General features: G+C 69.2%; 9 protein-coding genes. 7 read left to right on the top strand and 2 right to left on the bottom strand.

Annotation, left to right across the window (positions count from 1 at the left end; genetic code table 11):
• Window positions 1-149: 149 nt before the first annotated feature.
• Both ACFWF1_RS39855 and ACFWF1_RS39850 read left to right on the top strand, forming a co-directional pair.
• On the top strand, window positions 150-1,034 hold the full coding sequence (locus ACFWF1_RS39855; protein ID WP_107657725.1) for a PAC2 family protein: 885 nt from the start codon (window positions 150-152) through the stop codon (window positions 1,032-1,034).
• 117 nt (window positions 1,035-1,151) lie between these two features.
• On the top strand, window positions 1,152-3,764 hold the full coding sequence (locus ACFWF1_RS39850; protein WP_379290332.1) for an AMP-binding protein: 2,613 nt from the start codon (window positions 1,152-1,154) through the stop codon (window positions 3,762-3,764).
• Here ACFWF1_RS39850 and ACFWF1_RS39845 read toward each other — a convergent pair.
• The gene (locus ACFWF1_RS39845) at window positions 3,711-4,016 is read right to left on the bottom strand and encodes a hypothetical protein (protein WP_379290330.1); all 306 of its coding nucleotides are present in this window, start codon (window positions 4,014-4,016) and stop codon (window positions 3,711-3,713) included. The two genes, ACFWF1_RS39850 and ACFWF1_RS39845, sit on opposite strands and share 54 nt — an antisense overlap.
• A gap of 236 nt (window positions 4,017-4,252) precedes the next feature.
• On the opposite strand from ACFWF1_RS39845, the gene ACFWF1_RS39840 reads away from it, so the two are divergent.
• The 4 genes from ACFWF1_RS39840 (at window position 4,253) to ACFWF1_RS39825 (ending at window position 12,967) form a co-directional block, all read left to right on the top strand.
• Window positions 4,253-5,485, top strand: coding sequence for an XRE family transcriptional regulator (locus tag ACFWF1_RS39840; protein ID WP_379290329.1), 1,233 nt, complete (start codon window positions 4,253-4,255; stop codon window positions 5,483-5,485).
• 171 nt (window positions 5,486-5,656) lie between these two features.
• Window positions 5,657-7,321, top strand: coding sequence for a TIGR02677 family protein (locus ACFWF1_RS39835; RefSeq protein WP_379290459.1), 1,665 nt, complete (start codon window positions 5,657-5,659; stop codon window positions 7,319-7,321).
• Window positions 7,321-8,784 carry a TIGR02678 family protein gene (locus ACFWF1_RS39830; protein WP_379290457.1) on the top strand — a complete coding sequence of 488 codons (1,464 nt, stop codon included), beginning with the start codon at window positions 7,321-7,323 and terminating at the stop codon, window positions 8,782-8,784. Before ACFWF1_RS39835 ends, ACFWF1_RS39830 begins: the two co-directional genes overlap by 1 nt.
• Before the next feature lie 4 nt (window positions 8,785-8,788).
• A complete protein-coding gene (locus tag ACFWF1_RS39825; RefSeq protein ID WP_379290327.1) occupies window positions 8,789-12,967 on the top strand; it encodes a TIGR02680 family protein in 4,179 nt (1,392 codons plus the stop codon).
• On the opposite strand, the gene ACFWF1_RS39820 is transcribed toward ACFWF1_RS39825, so the two are convergent.
• On the bottom strand, window positions 12,964-13,545 hold the full coding sequence (locus tag ACFWF1_RS39820; protein ID WP_379290325.1) for a TetR/AcrR family transcriptional regulator: 582 nt from the start codon (window positions 13,543-13,545) through the stop codon (window positions 12,964-12,966). The two genes, ACFWF1_RS39825 and ACFWF1_RS39820, sit on opposite strands and share 4 nt — an antisense overlap.
• Before the next feature lie 133 nt (window positions 13,546-13,678).
• Between ACFWF1_RS39820 and ACFWF1_RS39815 the strand changes: the two genes are divergently transcribed.
• Complete coding sequence (locus ACFWF1_RS39815; protein WP_379290323.1) at window positions 13,679-14,848, top strand: hypothetical protein; 1,170 nt, start codon at window positions 13,679-13,681, stop codon at window positions 14,846-14,848.
• Window positions 14,849-14,951: the final 103 nt, after the last annotated feature.

The raw sequence follows: 14,951 nt of genomic DNA, 5'->3' as shown, positions 1-14,951 counted from the left end.
GCGATCAAGCGTAATGGTCGGGTGCGACAGTGCAGCTCGGCGCGTCGCGTGTGGAGGGACACACCTGGCCAACTCCGCAGCCGTCGAACACGCCGGGCCCGGCCCCGGCATACGACACGCCACTTCCCCGCACACATTAGGCTGACCGAGTGAACCCCAGTGAAACTCCCGATCCGGAACTGCCTACATTGCGGGAACCGGTGCTGGTTGCGGCCTTCGAAGGCTGGAACGACGCGGGCGACGCCGCAAGCGGCGCCGTTGAGCATCTGGAATTGATCTGGGACGCCGAGCCGCTAGCCGAACTCGATTCCGAGGACTACTACGACTATCAGGTCAACCGGCCGACGGTCCGGCAGGTCGACGGCGTGACCAGGGAAATCCAGTGGCCATCCACCATGCTGTCGGTCTGCTCGCCGCCGGGCAGCGACCGCGACATCGTGTTACTGCGCGGCATCGAGCCCAACATGCGCTGGCGCTCGTTCTGCGAAGACCTGCTGGAATTCATCGAACAACTCGGCGTGCAAACCGTCGTCATCCTCGGCGCCCTGCTCGCCGATACCCCGCACACCCGGCCCGTTCCGGTCACCGGCTCCGCCTATAGCAAGGAAGCGGCCGAACGCTTCAACCTCGAGCAGACCCGCTACGAGGGACCAACCGGCATCACCGGGGTGCTGCAGGACCAGTGCGTGAAGGCGGGCGTGCCCGCGGTCTCGTTCTGGGCTGCGGTGCCGCATTACGTCTCGCAACCGCCGAACCCGAAGGCCACCATCGCGCTGCTGCACCGGGTCGAGGACGTGCTCGATATCGAAGTACCGCTCGGCGAACTGCCCACGCAGGCCGAGGAATGGGAGACCGCGGTCAACGAGATGACCGCGGGCGACGACGAGGTCAGCGAATACGTGCGTTCGCTCGAGGAGCGCGGCGACGCGGCGGTCGACGTGAACGAGGCGATGGCCAAGATCGACGGCGACGCCATCGCGGCCGAGTTCGAGAAGTACCTGCGCAGGCGAGGTCCCGGCAGCTTCGGGCTCTGAGTCGGCAGCTTCGGACTCGGCGCCGGCGGCTTCAGACTCGACATCGAGGCGGTTTGCTCGGTATTCACCGGGGGTCGCTCGTCGGCCGGAAAGTGGCTGCCCCCTATCCTTTTTCCGGTGACCTTTCCCCGGATCGTCGCGCACCTTCGCAGTTTCGACGACCGGATCGCCGTCCTCTGCACGCTATCTCCACCGGCGAACGTCATGGCAGCGGAATCGGTGGCGGAAGATTTGCGGCAGGTCACCTATGCGCAGCTGGCGACGCTCGTCGAGGAGTTCGCGGCCGAGCTCGGACCGACCCGGCGACTCGTCGCGCTCGCGGCCCGCAACGACCTCGCCTCGCTCGTCGGGTATCTCGGCGCGCTCAGCGCGGGCTGCGTCGTGCTGCTCACCGCGGCGGTCACCGACGAGTTGGTGCGCACCTACGATCCCGATGTCGTCATCGAGCACGGCAGGCCGGACGTGCGGCGCGAAACCTCCGCGCACACTTTGCATCCGGATCTCGCGCTGCTCTTGAGCACCTCGGGTTCCACTGGGTCGCCGAAACTCGTTCGGCTGTCCTCGGCGAACCTGCTGACCAACGCCGCCGCGATCGCCGAGTATCTGACCATCGGCCCGGACGATCGGGCGTCGACGACGCTGCCGATGTTCTACTGCTACGGGCTGTCGGTGGTGCACAGCTATCTGCTGTGCGGTGCGAGCCTGCTGCTCACCGAACGGTCGGTACTCGACGCCGCCTTCTGGGACGAGTTCCGCGCTTGCCGCGCAACATCTTTCGCGGCCGTCCCGTACACCATCGAGCTGTTGGACCGAATCGGCTTCTCCGGCATGGAGTTACCTGATCTGCGTTACGTCACCCAGGCGGGCGGCAGGCTCGCGCCGGAGCGGGTCCGCGAGTACGCCAGGCTCGGCAAGGATTCGGGCTGGGACTTCTTCGTCATGTACGGCCAGACCGAGGCGACCGCCCGAATGGCCTATCTGCCACCGGATTTGGCAGTCGAATACCCCGACCGCATCGGCGTGCCGATCCCCGGCGGCACATTCAGCCTGGCACCGATCGAAGAGACGGGCGGGCACGAACGCGGCGTCGACCTCGGCGGGTACGGCAACACCGAAACACCGCACGAGCTGGTCTATCACGGACCCAACGTGATGCTCGGTTACGCCACCTGCCCCGCCGATCTCGCGCTCGGTCGCACGGTAACCGCCTTGCGCACCGGCGATCTCGCGCGCCGCACCCCGGAGGGCCTGTATCAGGTGATCGGCAGGCGCAGCCGATTCGCGAAGATCTTCGGCCTGCGCATCGACCTGCAGCGCCTCGAAACCGGGCTCACCGCAGCGGGTTTCACCGTCTGCTGCACCGATGACGACGAATTACTCGTCGTCGCCGTGGAAAGCCCCGCCACCGACCCGACCGACACCGCGGCCCAACTGGCCGGGCTGCCCGCCGCGTCCGTACGGGTCTGCCCCGTCGCCGAATTGCCGCGACTGCCCAGCGGCAAGCCGGACTACCCCGCCGTGCGCATGCTGTCCGTGCCCGCGCCGCAGACCCGGGACATCCGCGCGCTCTACGCCACCGCCCTCGGCCTCGACCCGGCACTGATCCGCCCGGACCGCACCTTCGTCGATCTCGGCGGCAATTCGCTGACCTACGTGACCACCGCGGCGAGAGTCGAACGCGCACTCGGCAAGCTGCCCACCGGCTGGCCGACCATGACGATCGCCGAGCTCGACCGGATCCCGCACGGCGGCAGCCGGTTCGGCCGCACCCTCGACACCGGCACGCTGCTGCGCGCCGCCGCCATCGTGCTGGTCGTGAGCTCACACATCGGCCTCTACGTGCTGCTGGGCGCCGCGCACGTGCTGCTCGGGGTCGCCGGTTTCAACTTCGCCAGGTTCGCCGTGACCACCGCGACGCGTGCCGAACGGTTGCGACACGCGCTGCGCACGGTCGCGCTGATCGCCGTGCCGACCGCCGCCTGGGTAGCCATCACGTTGCTGTTCACCGACTACTACGGCTGGCAGAACGTGTTGCTGCTCAACAAGATTCTGGGTCCGTTCGACAGCGACACCGCCGGGCACCTCTGGTTCATCGAGGTGCTCGGGTATTTCATGGTCGCCGCGGCGCTGCTGATCCGGATTCCGCTGGTGGACCTGCTCGAGCGGCGCGAACCGTTCTGGTTCGCCATGGGCCTGCTCGCCATCACTGTGCTGCTGCGCTTTCAGCCGTTCGGGCTCTATCCCGCAACGGATGTGCCGTACTCGCCGCTGGCCGCCTGGTTCTTCGCCATCGGCTGGGCCGCCGCGAAGGCGACGTCGGTGTGGCAGCGGCTGCTGGTGAGCGCCGCCGTGTTGGCCTGTGTGCCCGGCTATTTCGACACACTGGACCGGGAACGACTGGTCATGGCCGGGCTGCTGGTGCTGATCTGGCTGCCCGCGATCCGGGTGCCCGCCCTGGTGGCCATCGCCGCGGCGATCCTCGCCGACAGCTCACTGTTCGTGTATCTCCTGCATTGGCAGGTATATCCGCTGTTCGGGCAACACCATGTTGCGGCGTTGCTCGCCTCGCTGCTGGCCGGTGTGGCCGCGACGAGGGTGCTTGCGGGAATGCGACGGCGGTGCGAGGCGCCCCAGCGCTGGGTGGTGTCCCTGCGGTCGGGCCTGCCGTCGGGTCGATCAGGTCTCGATGGTCCAGATCTGCGCCGCCGCCTCGCGCGCCAGTTTCGCTAGCAGAATATCCCGCGGGATCGTCTGGCCGGCAAGGTGATCGAGCGACGGAACCACGACGTGGTGCGCGTCTGCCCGCTTGAGCTCCTGGGTCAGCTCGACAAATGCCGCGCCGTCACCGGAAGTCGATTCATGGAACGTTGCGGCGAAGCAGAGCCCCTCTTCCCGGGCGAGGGTGCTCATCGCATCCTCTAGCTCTTCGCTGTGGCCATCGGCCAAATCGTCACGCAAGTATCCATAGATCAACGCTTCCACCCGAACCTCCGTTGGATTGGGTACCGCTGTCCTTATGTGGATCTCCCCATTGTGGGGCACTGCGCCTTGCAAGGACAGATGCAATTGCATCTGGTCGAGACGATACGTGTCCGGCTAACTTTCCGCTCTCATGGTCCAGCATGTACAACGCCAACTTGCGAATGTAGATGTCAACCCAGTGACACCTATATGCCCTATCTCGGCCACCGGGCGTTAACTGGTGCGATACTACTGACGTGGCCGCTGGAGACGATCGACCCGTCTGGGCTGTCCGGATGCGCTCCGAACGCGATGCGCGGGGGTGGTCACAAGCCGATGCCGTCCGCGTGATGCGCGCCAAGTCATCCCACAACCTGCCGACAGACAGTACACTGCTGCGTAACTGGCGCCGCTGGGAATCGGGCGAGTCGCGGCCGGATGATTTTTACGCACCGATCATCTCCGCCGCCTTCGACACAGTCACCGCCGCGTTCTTCCCCAAGGCCAGGCCGAATCGCGACGACGAGGTGCTCTCGGCAACTGGCATGGACACGCTGGAATTCATCGGGCGCCTGCGCATGTCGGACGTCTCCCCCGCCACCCTGGACGCCATCCGCATCACCGCGGAACGCCTGTGCTGCGAGTACTCCTACGCCGATCCGCACGAGCTGCACGCCGAGGGAACCGGCTGGTTGCGCCGGATTACCTCGCTGCTGGACGGCCGACTGACTCTCGCGCAGCACCGCGACATCCTCGTGCTCGCGGGATGGGTTGCGCTGCTGGTGGGTTGCGTGGATTACGACCTCGGCCGCCGGACCGCCGCGGAGGCGACCCGGCGCGCGGCACTGTCACTGGGCCAGGAGGCCGAGAACGCCGAAATCACCGGGTGGAGTGCGGAAATGGCAGCCTGGTTCGCGCTAACCCAGGGCAACTATCGCGGCGCGATCGACGCGGTCGACCAGGTGCTGTCGACCAGCCAAAACCTGGGTGTCGGTGTGCAACTCGCCGCGCAACGGGCCAAGGCGTGGGCGCGTCTCGGCGACCGGGGCGAGGTCGAAACGGCACTGAACGAGGGTCGGGCAATTTTGCAGCGACTTGATCATCCGATCAACCTGGACAACCATTTCGTGGTCGATCCGCAGAAATTCGACTTCTACGCGATGGACTGCTGCCGTGTCGCGGGCGAGGATCGGCTGGCCGAGACGTATGCGAACGAGGTCATCCGGAACTCGACGCGGGCCGACGGCACCGTGCGCAATCCGATGCGGGTGTCCGAGGCGCATCTGACCCTAGCGGTCGTCGCGGTCCGCAATCGCGATCTGGAACTCGCGGTCGATGAGGGACTGCGCGCGTTCGCGGGTAAACGCCGTTCGCTGCCCTCGCTGATGTGGATCGCGGGCGAGACCGCGCGCGAAATCATCGCCCGCTACCCGGGCGATCCGCGCGCCCGCGTATACCTCGACCAGCTGCGTTCGCTCTCTAGCGAGTGACCGGTAGCGAACCGGCACAGCCCGATTCGTCGGCGAACACCCGGCAAACAGGACACGGCCACGCCGAACCGGCATGTACCCGCTGTCGGCGACCGGCCCGCTACTACCCTGTTCCCGGTGACCGACTCCGTCGACGCCGCCGCGAGCGCCTCCGTCCTGTGGGACGACCGGCTGCGGCTGTTCTCCTTCGCCACCGCCGAGCGCCGCGCCGACTACCTCTGGGTGCTGCGTGCCTTCGACAGCGCGCGGGCCGCCTATGTGGTGTTGCTGCACGCCGACGATGTGGCGGAATGGATCGAACGCAACGGGCACAGCCTGCGCACCCCCGACCTGCTCGACCTCGCCGAGTCCGACCCTGCGCCTGACGTCGAGGGCCAGCAACATACAGAGGACAAGGAGACCAGTCAGTCTGCTGTGAAACCGCAGACCGATGACGGTCCGGCCAGCGCGCAGGCTTGGTCGAGTGAACGCGGCACCCGCCTGAACGCGCCGCACCTCACGGCCGCCGAAATCGGCCCGCTACTCGATCAACTGCACCAATGGGGCGTGCTGGAGCGCAGTTACGACGGAACGCGCGCGGCGACGCTGGCCGAATATCGCAACCGGCACTTCGTCTACCAGTTCTCCCAGGCCGGGTTCCAGGCCTATCGCGCGGTCGCCGGTGTCCTGAATGCCCGACTCGACGAGGCCTCGCTGTCGCGTCTGGTGCTGCCGGAGTTGCTGGCCGACCTGCACACCCTCGCCGCGGCCAATCGCGAGGGCGACGCCGAACGGGTCTACCGCACGCTGCGTCGTCTCGACGCGGCGCTGACGGATATGGCGGCCCGCGCCGCCCACTTCTACCTCTCGCTCGGCGACCTGGTGCGGACCACCGAGATCACCCCGGAATCGTTTCTGGCGCACAAGGACGCGCTGCTCGCGCACATGCGCGAATTCAGCCTGGACCTGGCCAGATTCGTGCCGCGGCTGGCGGGCGCGATCGCCGAGATCGAGGAGACCGGCGTCGATGAGCTGATCGAACGCGCCGCGGGCTGCGACGAACGGGTGCTGCTGAGTTTCGCGGAGCGGCAGGCGGATTGGCAGGCGCGCTGGGACGGGCTGCGGACCTGGTTCGTCGCGGCGGGCAGCGGCGAGCACGCGGGCACCACCGAGGCGGAGCGGCTGCGCGAGGCGACCATGAGCGCCATCGCGGCCGTGCTCTCGCTGCTGCGGCGGGTCACCGAGACTCGACGCGGCGGGGTGAGCCGCGAATCGGCGCTGCGGCATCTGGCAGGGTGGTTCACCGCCGCACCGACCGCGGACAGCGCGCACGCCCTCTTCGACGCGGTGTTCGGCCTCGGCAGGCCGCGACATCTCGCGATGGAACATCCCGACGCGGATCTCATCCCGGCGCAGCGATCCTGGTGGGAGGCACCGCCCTTGGAGATCTCCCGCACGCTGGCCGAAACCGGGCGGCCGCCCTCGGCCGGCGCGCCCGCCCGAATCCATCGCAACGACGCGAGCATCCGCAGGCTGCGCGAGATACAGCTGGACGCGCAACGGGCCCGCGCCGACGCGGCCAAATCCCTCGCGTCCGCGGACGTGCACGATCGGGTGCTCGACGAACGGGAGACCGAGGTGCTGTTGCGACTGCTCGATGCCGCGTCCACCGCGTGGGTGCCGGTGAGCGGACGCGTCGCCGGGACCACCGGATCCGACAGCGGCGTCACCCTGACCGTCTCCGAACACGACGGTTCAACGGCGGTGCAGACCGCGCACGGTCTGCTGCATCTGAACAACCGCAGGCTCGAGGTGCGGGAAACCACCAGGACCCGGCCGCGTGGGGGACGCGCATGATGCACGGACGCAAGATCGATTCCCTTGCGCTGGACAACTATCAGCGCGCCGCCCGGGTCATCCTCGCCAATCACCTGGTGACCAGGACCTATCCGGATCGGATCGCGCTGCCGCTGATCCGCCGGTGGGCCACCGAGCTGCGGGAGGACCTGGCCGAGCTGTTCGGCTACCGGCTGGAGGTCACCGAGACCACCGCGCGGGTGTTCCCGATCATCGACCGGCTGGACGCGGGCAAGCCCGCGCGCACGCCCGCCGACCGCCTCTTCGATCGGCGCAGGTACGCGTACCTGGCGCTGTCGATCGCCGCGCTCGGCCGGGCCGGTGACCAGATCACGTTGTCGGAGTTGGCCGATCAGGTCGCCGCCTACGCGGGCCGGGTCGAGGGACTGGAGCTATCTACCGATCGCGCGGCGGACCGGGACGCCTTCGTCGACGCGGTCGGCTGGCTGACCCATCGCGGCGCGCTCACCCTGGCCGACGGCGACGCGGGCGGCTGGGCCAGCGATCCCGAGGCGGGCGAGGCGCTCTACGACATCGACCGGCCGGTGGTGTTCGCGCTGTTCCGGCCGCCGCGGGCGCTGCAACATCTGCACAGCGTGCGCGGGCTGCTCACCGAAGACGCCGCGGGCGCAACCGGTCCCGCGCACGCGCCGACCGCGGCCGACCTGGCGCGGCGGGTGCGCCGGACGCTGGTCGAGCGGCCGGTGGTGTATCTGGACGACCTCGCGCCGAACGAACGACCGGTGCTCGGGCAGGATCGGATCGTCGCCGATGTCGAAATGTTCACCGGCCTAAAGGCGGAACGCCGGGCGGAAGGGGTCGCGTTGATCGACACCTCCGGGCGGCTCTCGGACATTCGATTCCCGAGCACCGGAACCTTGGCGCAGGTGGGGTTGTTGCTCGCCGGTGAGATCGCCGACCGGGTGCTCGATATCGACAGTCCGGTGGAACGGCGAACGGCCGCACCGGACGCGGGCGAGGCGCTCGCCGCGCAGTTGGACGGTGCGATCCCGGAGTCGACGGTCTTCGCGCCGCTGGCCGACCTGCGGGCGCTCGATGATTTGTCGGCACAATCGGATTCGGCGTTCGAGGACGACTCGGAAGAACCGGTCGAGACGACGTATCCGTTGATCGACGCGGCATGGGTGCGCGAGACCGTGCAGGCGCTCGCCGATCGGTACGGCGCCACCTTCGCCGCCCAGTGGCAGGCCGACGTGCCCGGCCTGACCAGCGAGGTGGTCGCCCTGCTGGAGCGGCTGCGCCTGGTGCGGGCGGTCGAGGACGGGCTGCTGATCATGCCCGCGCTCGCCCGCTATCGCGGCGCGGTCGTCACGGTGCGCACCAAGCGCACCGAGGAATTGTTCGTCACCGCGGCCGATACCTATGCCGGGGGACGGCAGTCGGCGGAGCCGACGGGGTGGGTAAATATTGCGTCCGACGGCACTGGCACGGAAGGGAACTGAGGCGATGTCGCTCATTCACGGCGGAGTGCGGTTCATCCCGACCCGCGCCGGAATCGTCAACCTGTGGGACTACCGCGACCAGGAATTCTGCTTCGCCGACGGCAGATTGGTGCTGCGCGGCCCCAACGGGTCCGGCAAGACCAAGGCACTCGAGGTGCTGTTCCCGTTCGTGCTGGACGGACGGATCGAGCCGCGCAGGCTCAACCCGTTCGCCGGTGAAGAACGCACGATGAAGTCGAACCTGTTGTACCGCAAGCAGGAATCGGCCTACTCCTACGTCTGGATGGAGTTCGCGCGCGGCGACTGGGACGACGCGGAGGCGGTGACCGTCGGCATCGGCATGCGCGCCACCCGTTCCTCGGACAAGGTGACGCGCTGGTACTTCGTCGCCGACGGCCGGGTCGGCGTGGACTTCTCGCTCATCGGACCCGACGACCGGCCGTTCACCCGCAAGCAGCTGGCCGAGCAGATCGGCACCGACGCCATCGTGGACCGTCCGGTGGAATACCGGAACGCCATCGACGCCAGGATGTTCGGGCTCGGCACCCAGCGCTACGACCAGCTGATCAACCTCATCCTCACGCTGCGCCGCCCGCAGCTGGCGAAAAACCTGGACCCGCGCGGACTTTCGCAGGCGCTCACCGACGGCCTGCGGCCCCTCGACGAACAGCTGATCCTGGACGCGGCGCGGTCGTTCAGCGATATGGAGGAGGTCGGCCGCACCCTGGAGGGTCTGGTGCACGCCGACAGCGCCACCCGCACGTTCGTCGACGTCTACCGCAAATACCTTGCGGTGCAGGCGAAGACGGACGTCGACCAGCTGCGCACCCGGCTCGACGCGGTCACCCACGCCAGCACCGCGCTGTTCGCCGCGACCGCGCTGCGCGAACGCCGCGAGGGCGAACGCGCCACCGCGGAGGCGCGCGCCGAGGATGCCGACCGCGCCTACGAGCACGCGCTCGGCGATCGGGAGAACCTGCAGCGCTCCAGCGCCTACGAGGGCAAGCAGCAGCTCGACGATCTCGCCGACGCGGTCCGCCGACTGGAGACCTCGGCGGGCGTACACGGCGACAAGGCGCTGAAGGCCCGGCAGACCCTCGATCAGCGGGCGCAGGAGGCCGAACGCGCGCGCACCGCGGTCCGCACGGCCGCCGCCGCATTGGCCCGCGGCGAAGACGAATTACGTTCCGCCGCAGAGGAAGCCGGGATCGACTGGACAGCACTGTCCGAGGGTGCGCGCGCCGAACAGCTCACCGCGACGGTGCGTGCGCATGCCGAGGAACGCGACGCCGACGTGCGCGCGGTCCGGCAGGCCATGGGAGTCATGGAGACCGCGGCCGCCGAACGCACCAGGGCCGAGCGGCTCGCCGAACGCGCCCGCGAGCTGAGCGAGGCGGCCGCCGCCGAGGTCGCGCACGCCGAGGCGGCGGTGGTGCTGGCCCGCACCGAAGCCGCAGGCGCGCTGCGCAGTTGGTGGGAGGAGCACCGCGAGGTCTACTCCCCGCTCGGCAACGGACTGTTCGAGGACCTCGATACCGCGCTCGCGCAGGCGGGCTCGGAGGAGGCGACCGTCGCGGAGGTGCTCGCCGAGCGCACCGAGGCGCTGATCGACGAGATCCGCAACGACCGGCAGGAGGCGCGCGGCCGCGCGGCGACGGCAGGCGAGCAGATCGCCGAGCTGACCGCCGAACGCGACCGGGTCGCCGCGCAAAGCGACGACGCGCCACCGGCTTTCGCCGCTCGCGCGCGCGACACCGAGGACCGCCCGGGTGCCCCGCTGTGGCGGCTGGTCCGCTTCGCCGACAACGTGAAACCACCCGTCGCCGCCGGTATCGAGGCCGCGCTGCACGCCGCCGATCTGCTCGACGGCTGGATCTGTGCCGAGCCGCCCGCGAAGTACGACTCCGATCTGTTCCTCGTCCCGCTGCCGGAGAAGGAACGGCCGAAGGGCCGCACCCTCGCCGATGTCCTTGTCGTCGAGGAGGATTCGGACGAGCTCACGGTGCCGCGGCAGGCCGTCGCCGACGTGCTCGCCTCCATCGCGCTGCACGACGGTAAGGGCGACCCGGCGTCCGGGGTCAGCACGGCGGGCGGTTTCCGCCAAGGCGTGCAGGTAGGCAGGCACCACAAGGACGACGCCGAGTTCATCGGTGCCACTGCCCGAGCCCGCCGTCGCGAGCTGCGGCTGACCGAACTCGCCGCCGCACTCGAAGCGGCAGGTGAAGCTCAGCGCGGGGCGCGAGACCAGGAGTCCGACGCCACCGCCGAGCTCGCGCGAATCTCGGCCGCCGCCAAGGCTTTGCCGCGGGCCACCGCGGTCACCACCGCCTTGCGTGCCGTCTCGGAGACCGCGGGCATGATGCGCTCGCGCTCCGAGGCCGCCACCCAGGCCGAGCGCGACCTCGACCAGGCCGTCGCCGACACCACCGCGGTCGAGAAGAAGCTGCGCGCGGCCGCCACGAAACACCGGACCCCGCGCGAACCACGCGAGCTCGACGCATTGGCCGCCGCCATCCGGCATTTCGAGAACACCGGCACCGGCCTGCTCCGGCTGCGCACCGAACACGAGCGGGAGCGCGAACGCGAACGCGAGGGCAGCGACCGGCACGACGAGGCCAAGGACTTGGCCGAGGCATTCGCCGAGGAGGCCGAGGCGGCCAAGTCCGGCTACCAGGAGCAGCTGCGCAAGCTCGAAACCCTGCGCGAGGCACTGGGTGCCGGTGCCGCCGACATCGATCAGGAACTCGAGAAGGCCCGCGCGAAGATCGAGGCGACCAAGGCCGAGCAGAAGGCGGCGCGCAAGGCCGCCAACGAGGCCATCGAGGCGATCGGTGACGCCGAGGCGGCCTACCGGACCGCGCACGAATCACTGGGCACCGCACTGACCGAGGTGCTCGCCGATGTCAAAGCCCTTGCCCCGTACGCCCGCCCGGACCTGCTTCGGCTGCTCGGCGCGTCGGCCGAGGGCCGCTGGCCGAGCAGCGAGGCCGCGTGGTCCACGCCCGAGCAGCTGCTGTACCGGATCGCCCAGGCGGGACCGGAGGCCGAGCCGCAGGTGCTGCCGGACGAGGTCGCCGAACTCTTCGAGAGCCTCACCGCCGCAACGTCTTCGGTGCGGGCCAGCGAGGCGACCCGCAAGTCCACCCGTAGTGCGGTGACGGCGGCGCTGCAGGAGTTCGATGCCGCGCTGTCCGGGTCCGGTCGCGACTACCGGTTGCAGTGGGACGCCGCCGACGGGCTGACCGTGGTGCAGGTGCAGGACGACGACGGCATGTCGGCGCTCGCCGATTTCGCGGCCCGCATCGACGGTGCCCGCAAGGATCAGGAGTTGCTGCTCACCGACGCCGAGCGGCGCATCCTGGAGGATGCGCTGCTGACCGGTCTGGCCCAGCAGATCTACGAACGCACCAGCGACGCACGCGATCTCATCGCCAGGATGGGCGCGGAGATGAAGCAGCGCCGGATGTCCTCCGGCAACACCATCGGCGTGCACTGGGTGCTCGCCGACACCCTCTCCGATCCGGCGCGGGCCATGTGCAAGCTGCTCGACCGGGACGCCTCGGCCCTCGGCGCGGACGAACTCGCCACCATCCGTGCGCATTTCGCGTCCGAGATCCGCGCGGCCCGGGCCGCGCATCCCGAGCGCTCCTACCCCGAGATCCTCGCGGCCACCCTGGATTACCGCACCTGGCGGGTGTTCTCGTTCACCCTCATCTCCGCCGACGGCAGCGAGGACAAGCTCACCGTGGCCAGGCACAGCGCGCTCTCCGGCGGCGAGCAGTCGGTCTCGCTGCACCTGCCGCTGTTCGCCGCCGCGCACGTCATGCTGGACTCGGCCGACCCGCAGGCCCCGCGCCTGCTCGCGCTCGACGAGGCGTTCGCCGGTGTCGACGACAACGGCCGCAGCGAATTGCTCGGCCTCAGCGTGCAATTCGACCTCGACCTGTTCATGACCGGCTACGACCTCTGGATCACCTACGCCCACGTCCCCGGCTGCGCCCACTACGACCTCGCACACGCCGCCGCCGAAAACACCGTCAGCGCAACGCTGCTGGTCTGGGACAGCGGCGACCTGCTCGCCGAACACGACGGCACCGACCTCACCGCCGCCCTCGGCTCCCCCAACCGCCGCCGCGTGCACAACACCATCGAGGGCGCCATCGAACTGACGCCCGTCAGCTAGACGCGGATGCCGAGCGCGCCCGCGGCGGCGCGGGTGAGCTGGTCGGTGACCTGCTGGGCCGACCAGTGCTGGTGCACGCTGAGGTCGTAGACGACGCGTTCGTCGAAGATGGTGATCCACAGCAGCACGGCGAAGGTCCGGTCGGCGGGTTCGGTCTTGCCTTGCCGGACCAGGGCGTCCAGCACGTCGGCGAGGATGTCGTGCATCGCGGTGATCGAGGGATCGCCCGCGGCGAGGCGTTCGATGAAGCCGAGGTGGCTGCGGATGTGGCGGACGGCGGGGCCCCACTGCCGCGCCTGCGTCACCCAGGTGCGGCAGAACCGGTGGAACCGCTCGACGGCGTCGGTGGTCGGATCGATCGCCGACAGCGCCTCGAGAAGTTGTTCGATCGCCCTGCGGTGGAACGCCTGCATCGCGTCCTGCGGCGTCGGGAAGTGCCGGTACGCGGTGGCCACGCCGACACCTGCCGCCCCCGCCAGCTCGGGGATCGAGAAGCCGATCCGGCCCTGGTCGAGCAGGCTGCCGACCGCGTCGACCAGCACGGTTCGGCTGCGCTGGGCATCGCTTCTGGTGTTCACCGCTGGCACGCCTCCATCCTGCCCGCAGGTCCGGCGGCAGCGCCGTCGAACCGGATCGACCCGGTCGAGTAGAGAACATCTTCTCAGTTCGCTACGCTATCAATCGAGAAGATGTCCTCACTTGGGAGGGTGGATGCGCTCAGCTGCTCCCGGCATGTTGCTCGTGCTGATCATGGCTCAGCCCAACATGGCGACCGGCATGATGCCGTACTACCGCCATGCCTGGGACCTGGCGCCGCTGCTGATCACCGTCATCTTCGCCGCGTACCTGTTCGCGCTGACGCCGACCCTCTCGTTCATCGGCACCCCGCCGTCGCGCGCGGCCTGGTGGTGGCGGATCGGGCTCGGCAGCGCCTGCGGCATCGGCGCGGATCTCGCGATGAGCATGGCGAATTCGGCCGGACCCGCCTGCGTGGCAAGGGTTTTGGCCGGGCTCTCGGTCGGGCTGGTCACCGGCTCGCTGGCCGGGCTGATCCTGGAGCGGTCCGGCGAAGGGGGCCGGACCGCGATGGCCACCGCGACCGTGCTCGGCTCGGCGCTCGGCACCATCGCCGCCGCCTGGGTGGCCCAGTATCTACCCCTGCCCGGTGTGACGGTCTATCTCGGCCATGCGGTGCTGCTCGGTACCGTGGCCATCGTCGTCGTGCTGGATCGGAGTGCCCGCGCACGCGTTGCCGTCGCCGCGCACGGTTCGGCGCAGCGATCCGCCGAACCGCGAATCGCGGGATACCTCAACGGAATTGCCGCCTGGGTGTCTGCGGGTCTGGTCGTCGCGTTGCTGCCGAGTTACGGCGCCGAGCTGCTCGACACCACCAGCCTGCCGCTGCTGGCGCTGCCGGTCACGCTGTATCTGGTCAGCGCGTGGATCGTGCAGCGCGCCGTGCCACCGGGCACGCTGCCCGGCGAACCGATCGCCGGGCAGCTCACCATCATCGCCGGCGTCGCGCTGGCCGCGACCGTGGCCGCGGCGCCGAGCCTCGCGTTGCTGCTGGCAGGCGCGGTGGTCGCGGGGTGCGGGCAGGGCATCGCCTACCGCACCGGGCTGCGCATCGTCAGCGCCGCGACCCCGCCCGACCAGCATGCGCGGGTGGCCTCCCGCTATGCCGCCGTCGCCTATCTCTGCGCGGCCGTCGCCACCATCGGCTTCGGCGTCGTCGCCACCGTCGGCACCATGCAGGATGCCGTCATCGCCGCCGCACTGGTGCTGCTCGCCGTCGCGGCGGCCACCGTACTCGTCCGCAAACGTGCAGTGCCGCACACCGATACGCCCGCACCCACCGAAGCGACCACGACAACCGCATAACCGAATATTCGTCGACAACGTCTCGAATTCGCGCAGCGACCGGCTGCGCATTTCGGCGTTGCCAATTGTTTTGACAGCCCATCGATTTCGCGGAAATCGCGAA

Source organism: Nocardia sp. NPDC060255, from assembly GCF_042727395.1.
In the GTDB taxonomy this organism is placed as follows: domain Bacteria; phylum Actinomycetota; class Actinomycetes; order Mycobacteriales; family Mycobacteriaceae; genus Nocardia.
Note: the sequence above shows the minus strand (reverse complement) of the source record. Positions and strands in the feature narration are given on the sequence as shown.

Coding starts and splice junctions, on each gene's coding strand:
- ACFWF1_RS39825 (WP_379290327.1), top strand. CDS start 8,789: ATGTCGCTCATTCACGGCGGAGTGCGGTTCATCCCGACCCGCGCCGGA.
- ACFWF1_RS39830 (WP_379290457.1), top strand. CDS start 7,321: ATGCACGGACGCAAGATCGATTCCCTTGCGCTGGACAACTATCAGCGC.
- ACFWF1_RS39815 (WP_379290323.1), top strand. CDS start 13,679: ATGCGCTCAGCTGCTCCCGGCATGTTGCTCGTGCTGATCATGGCTCAG.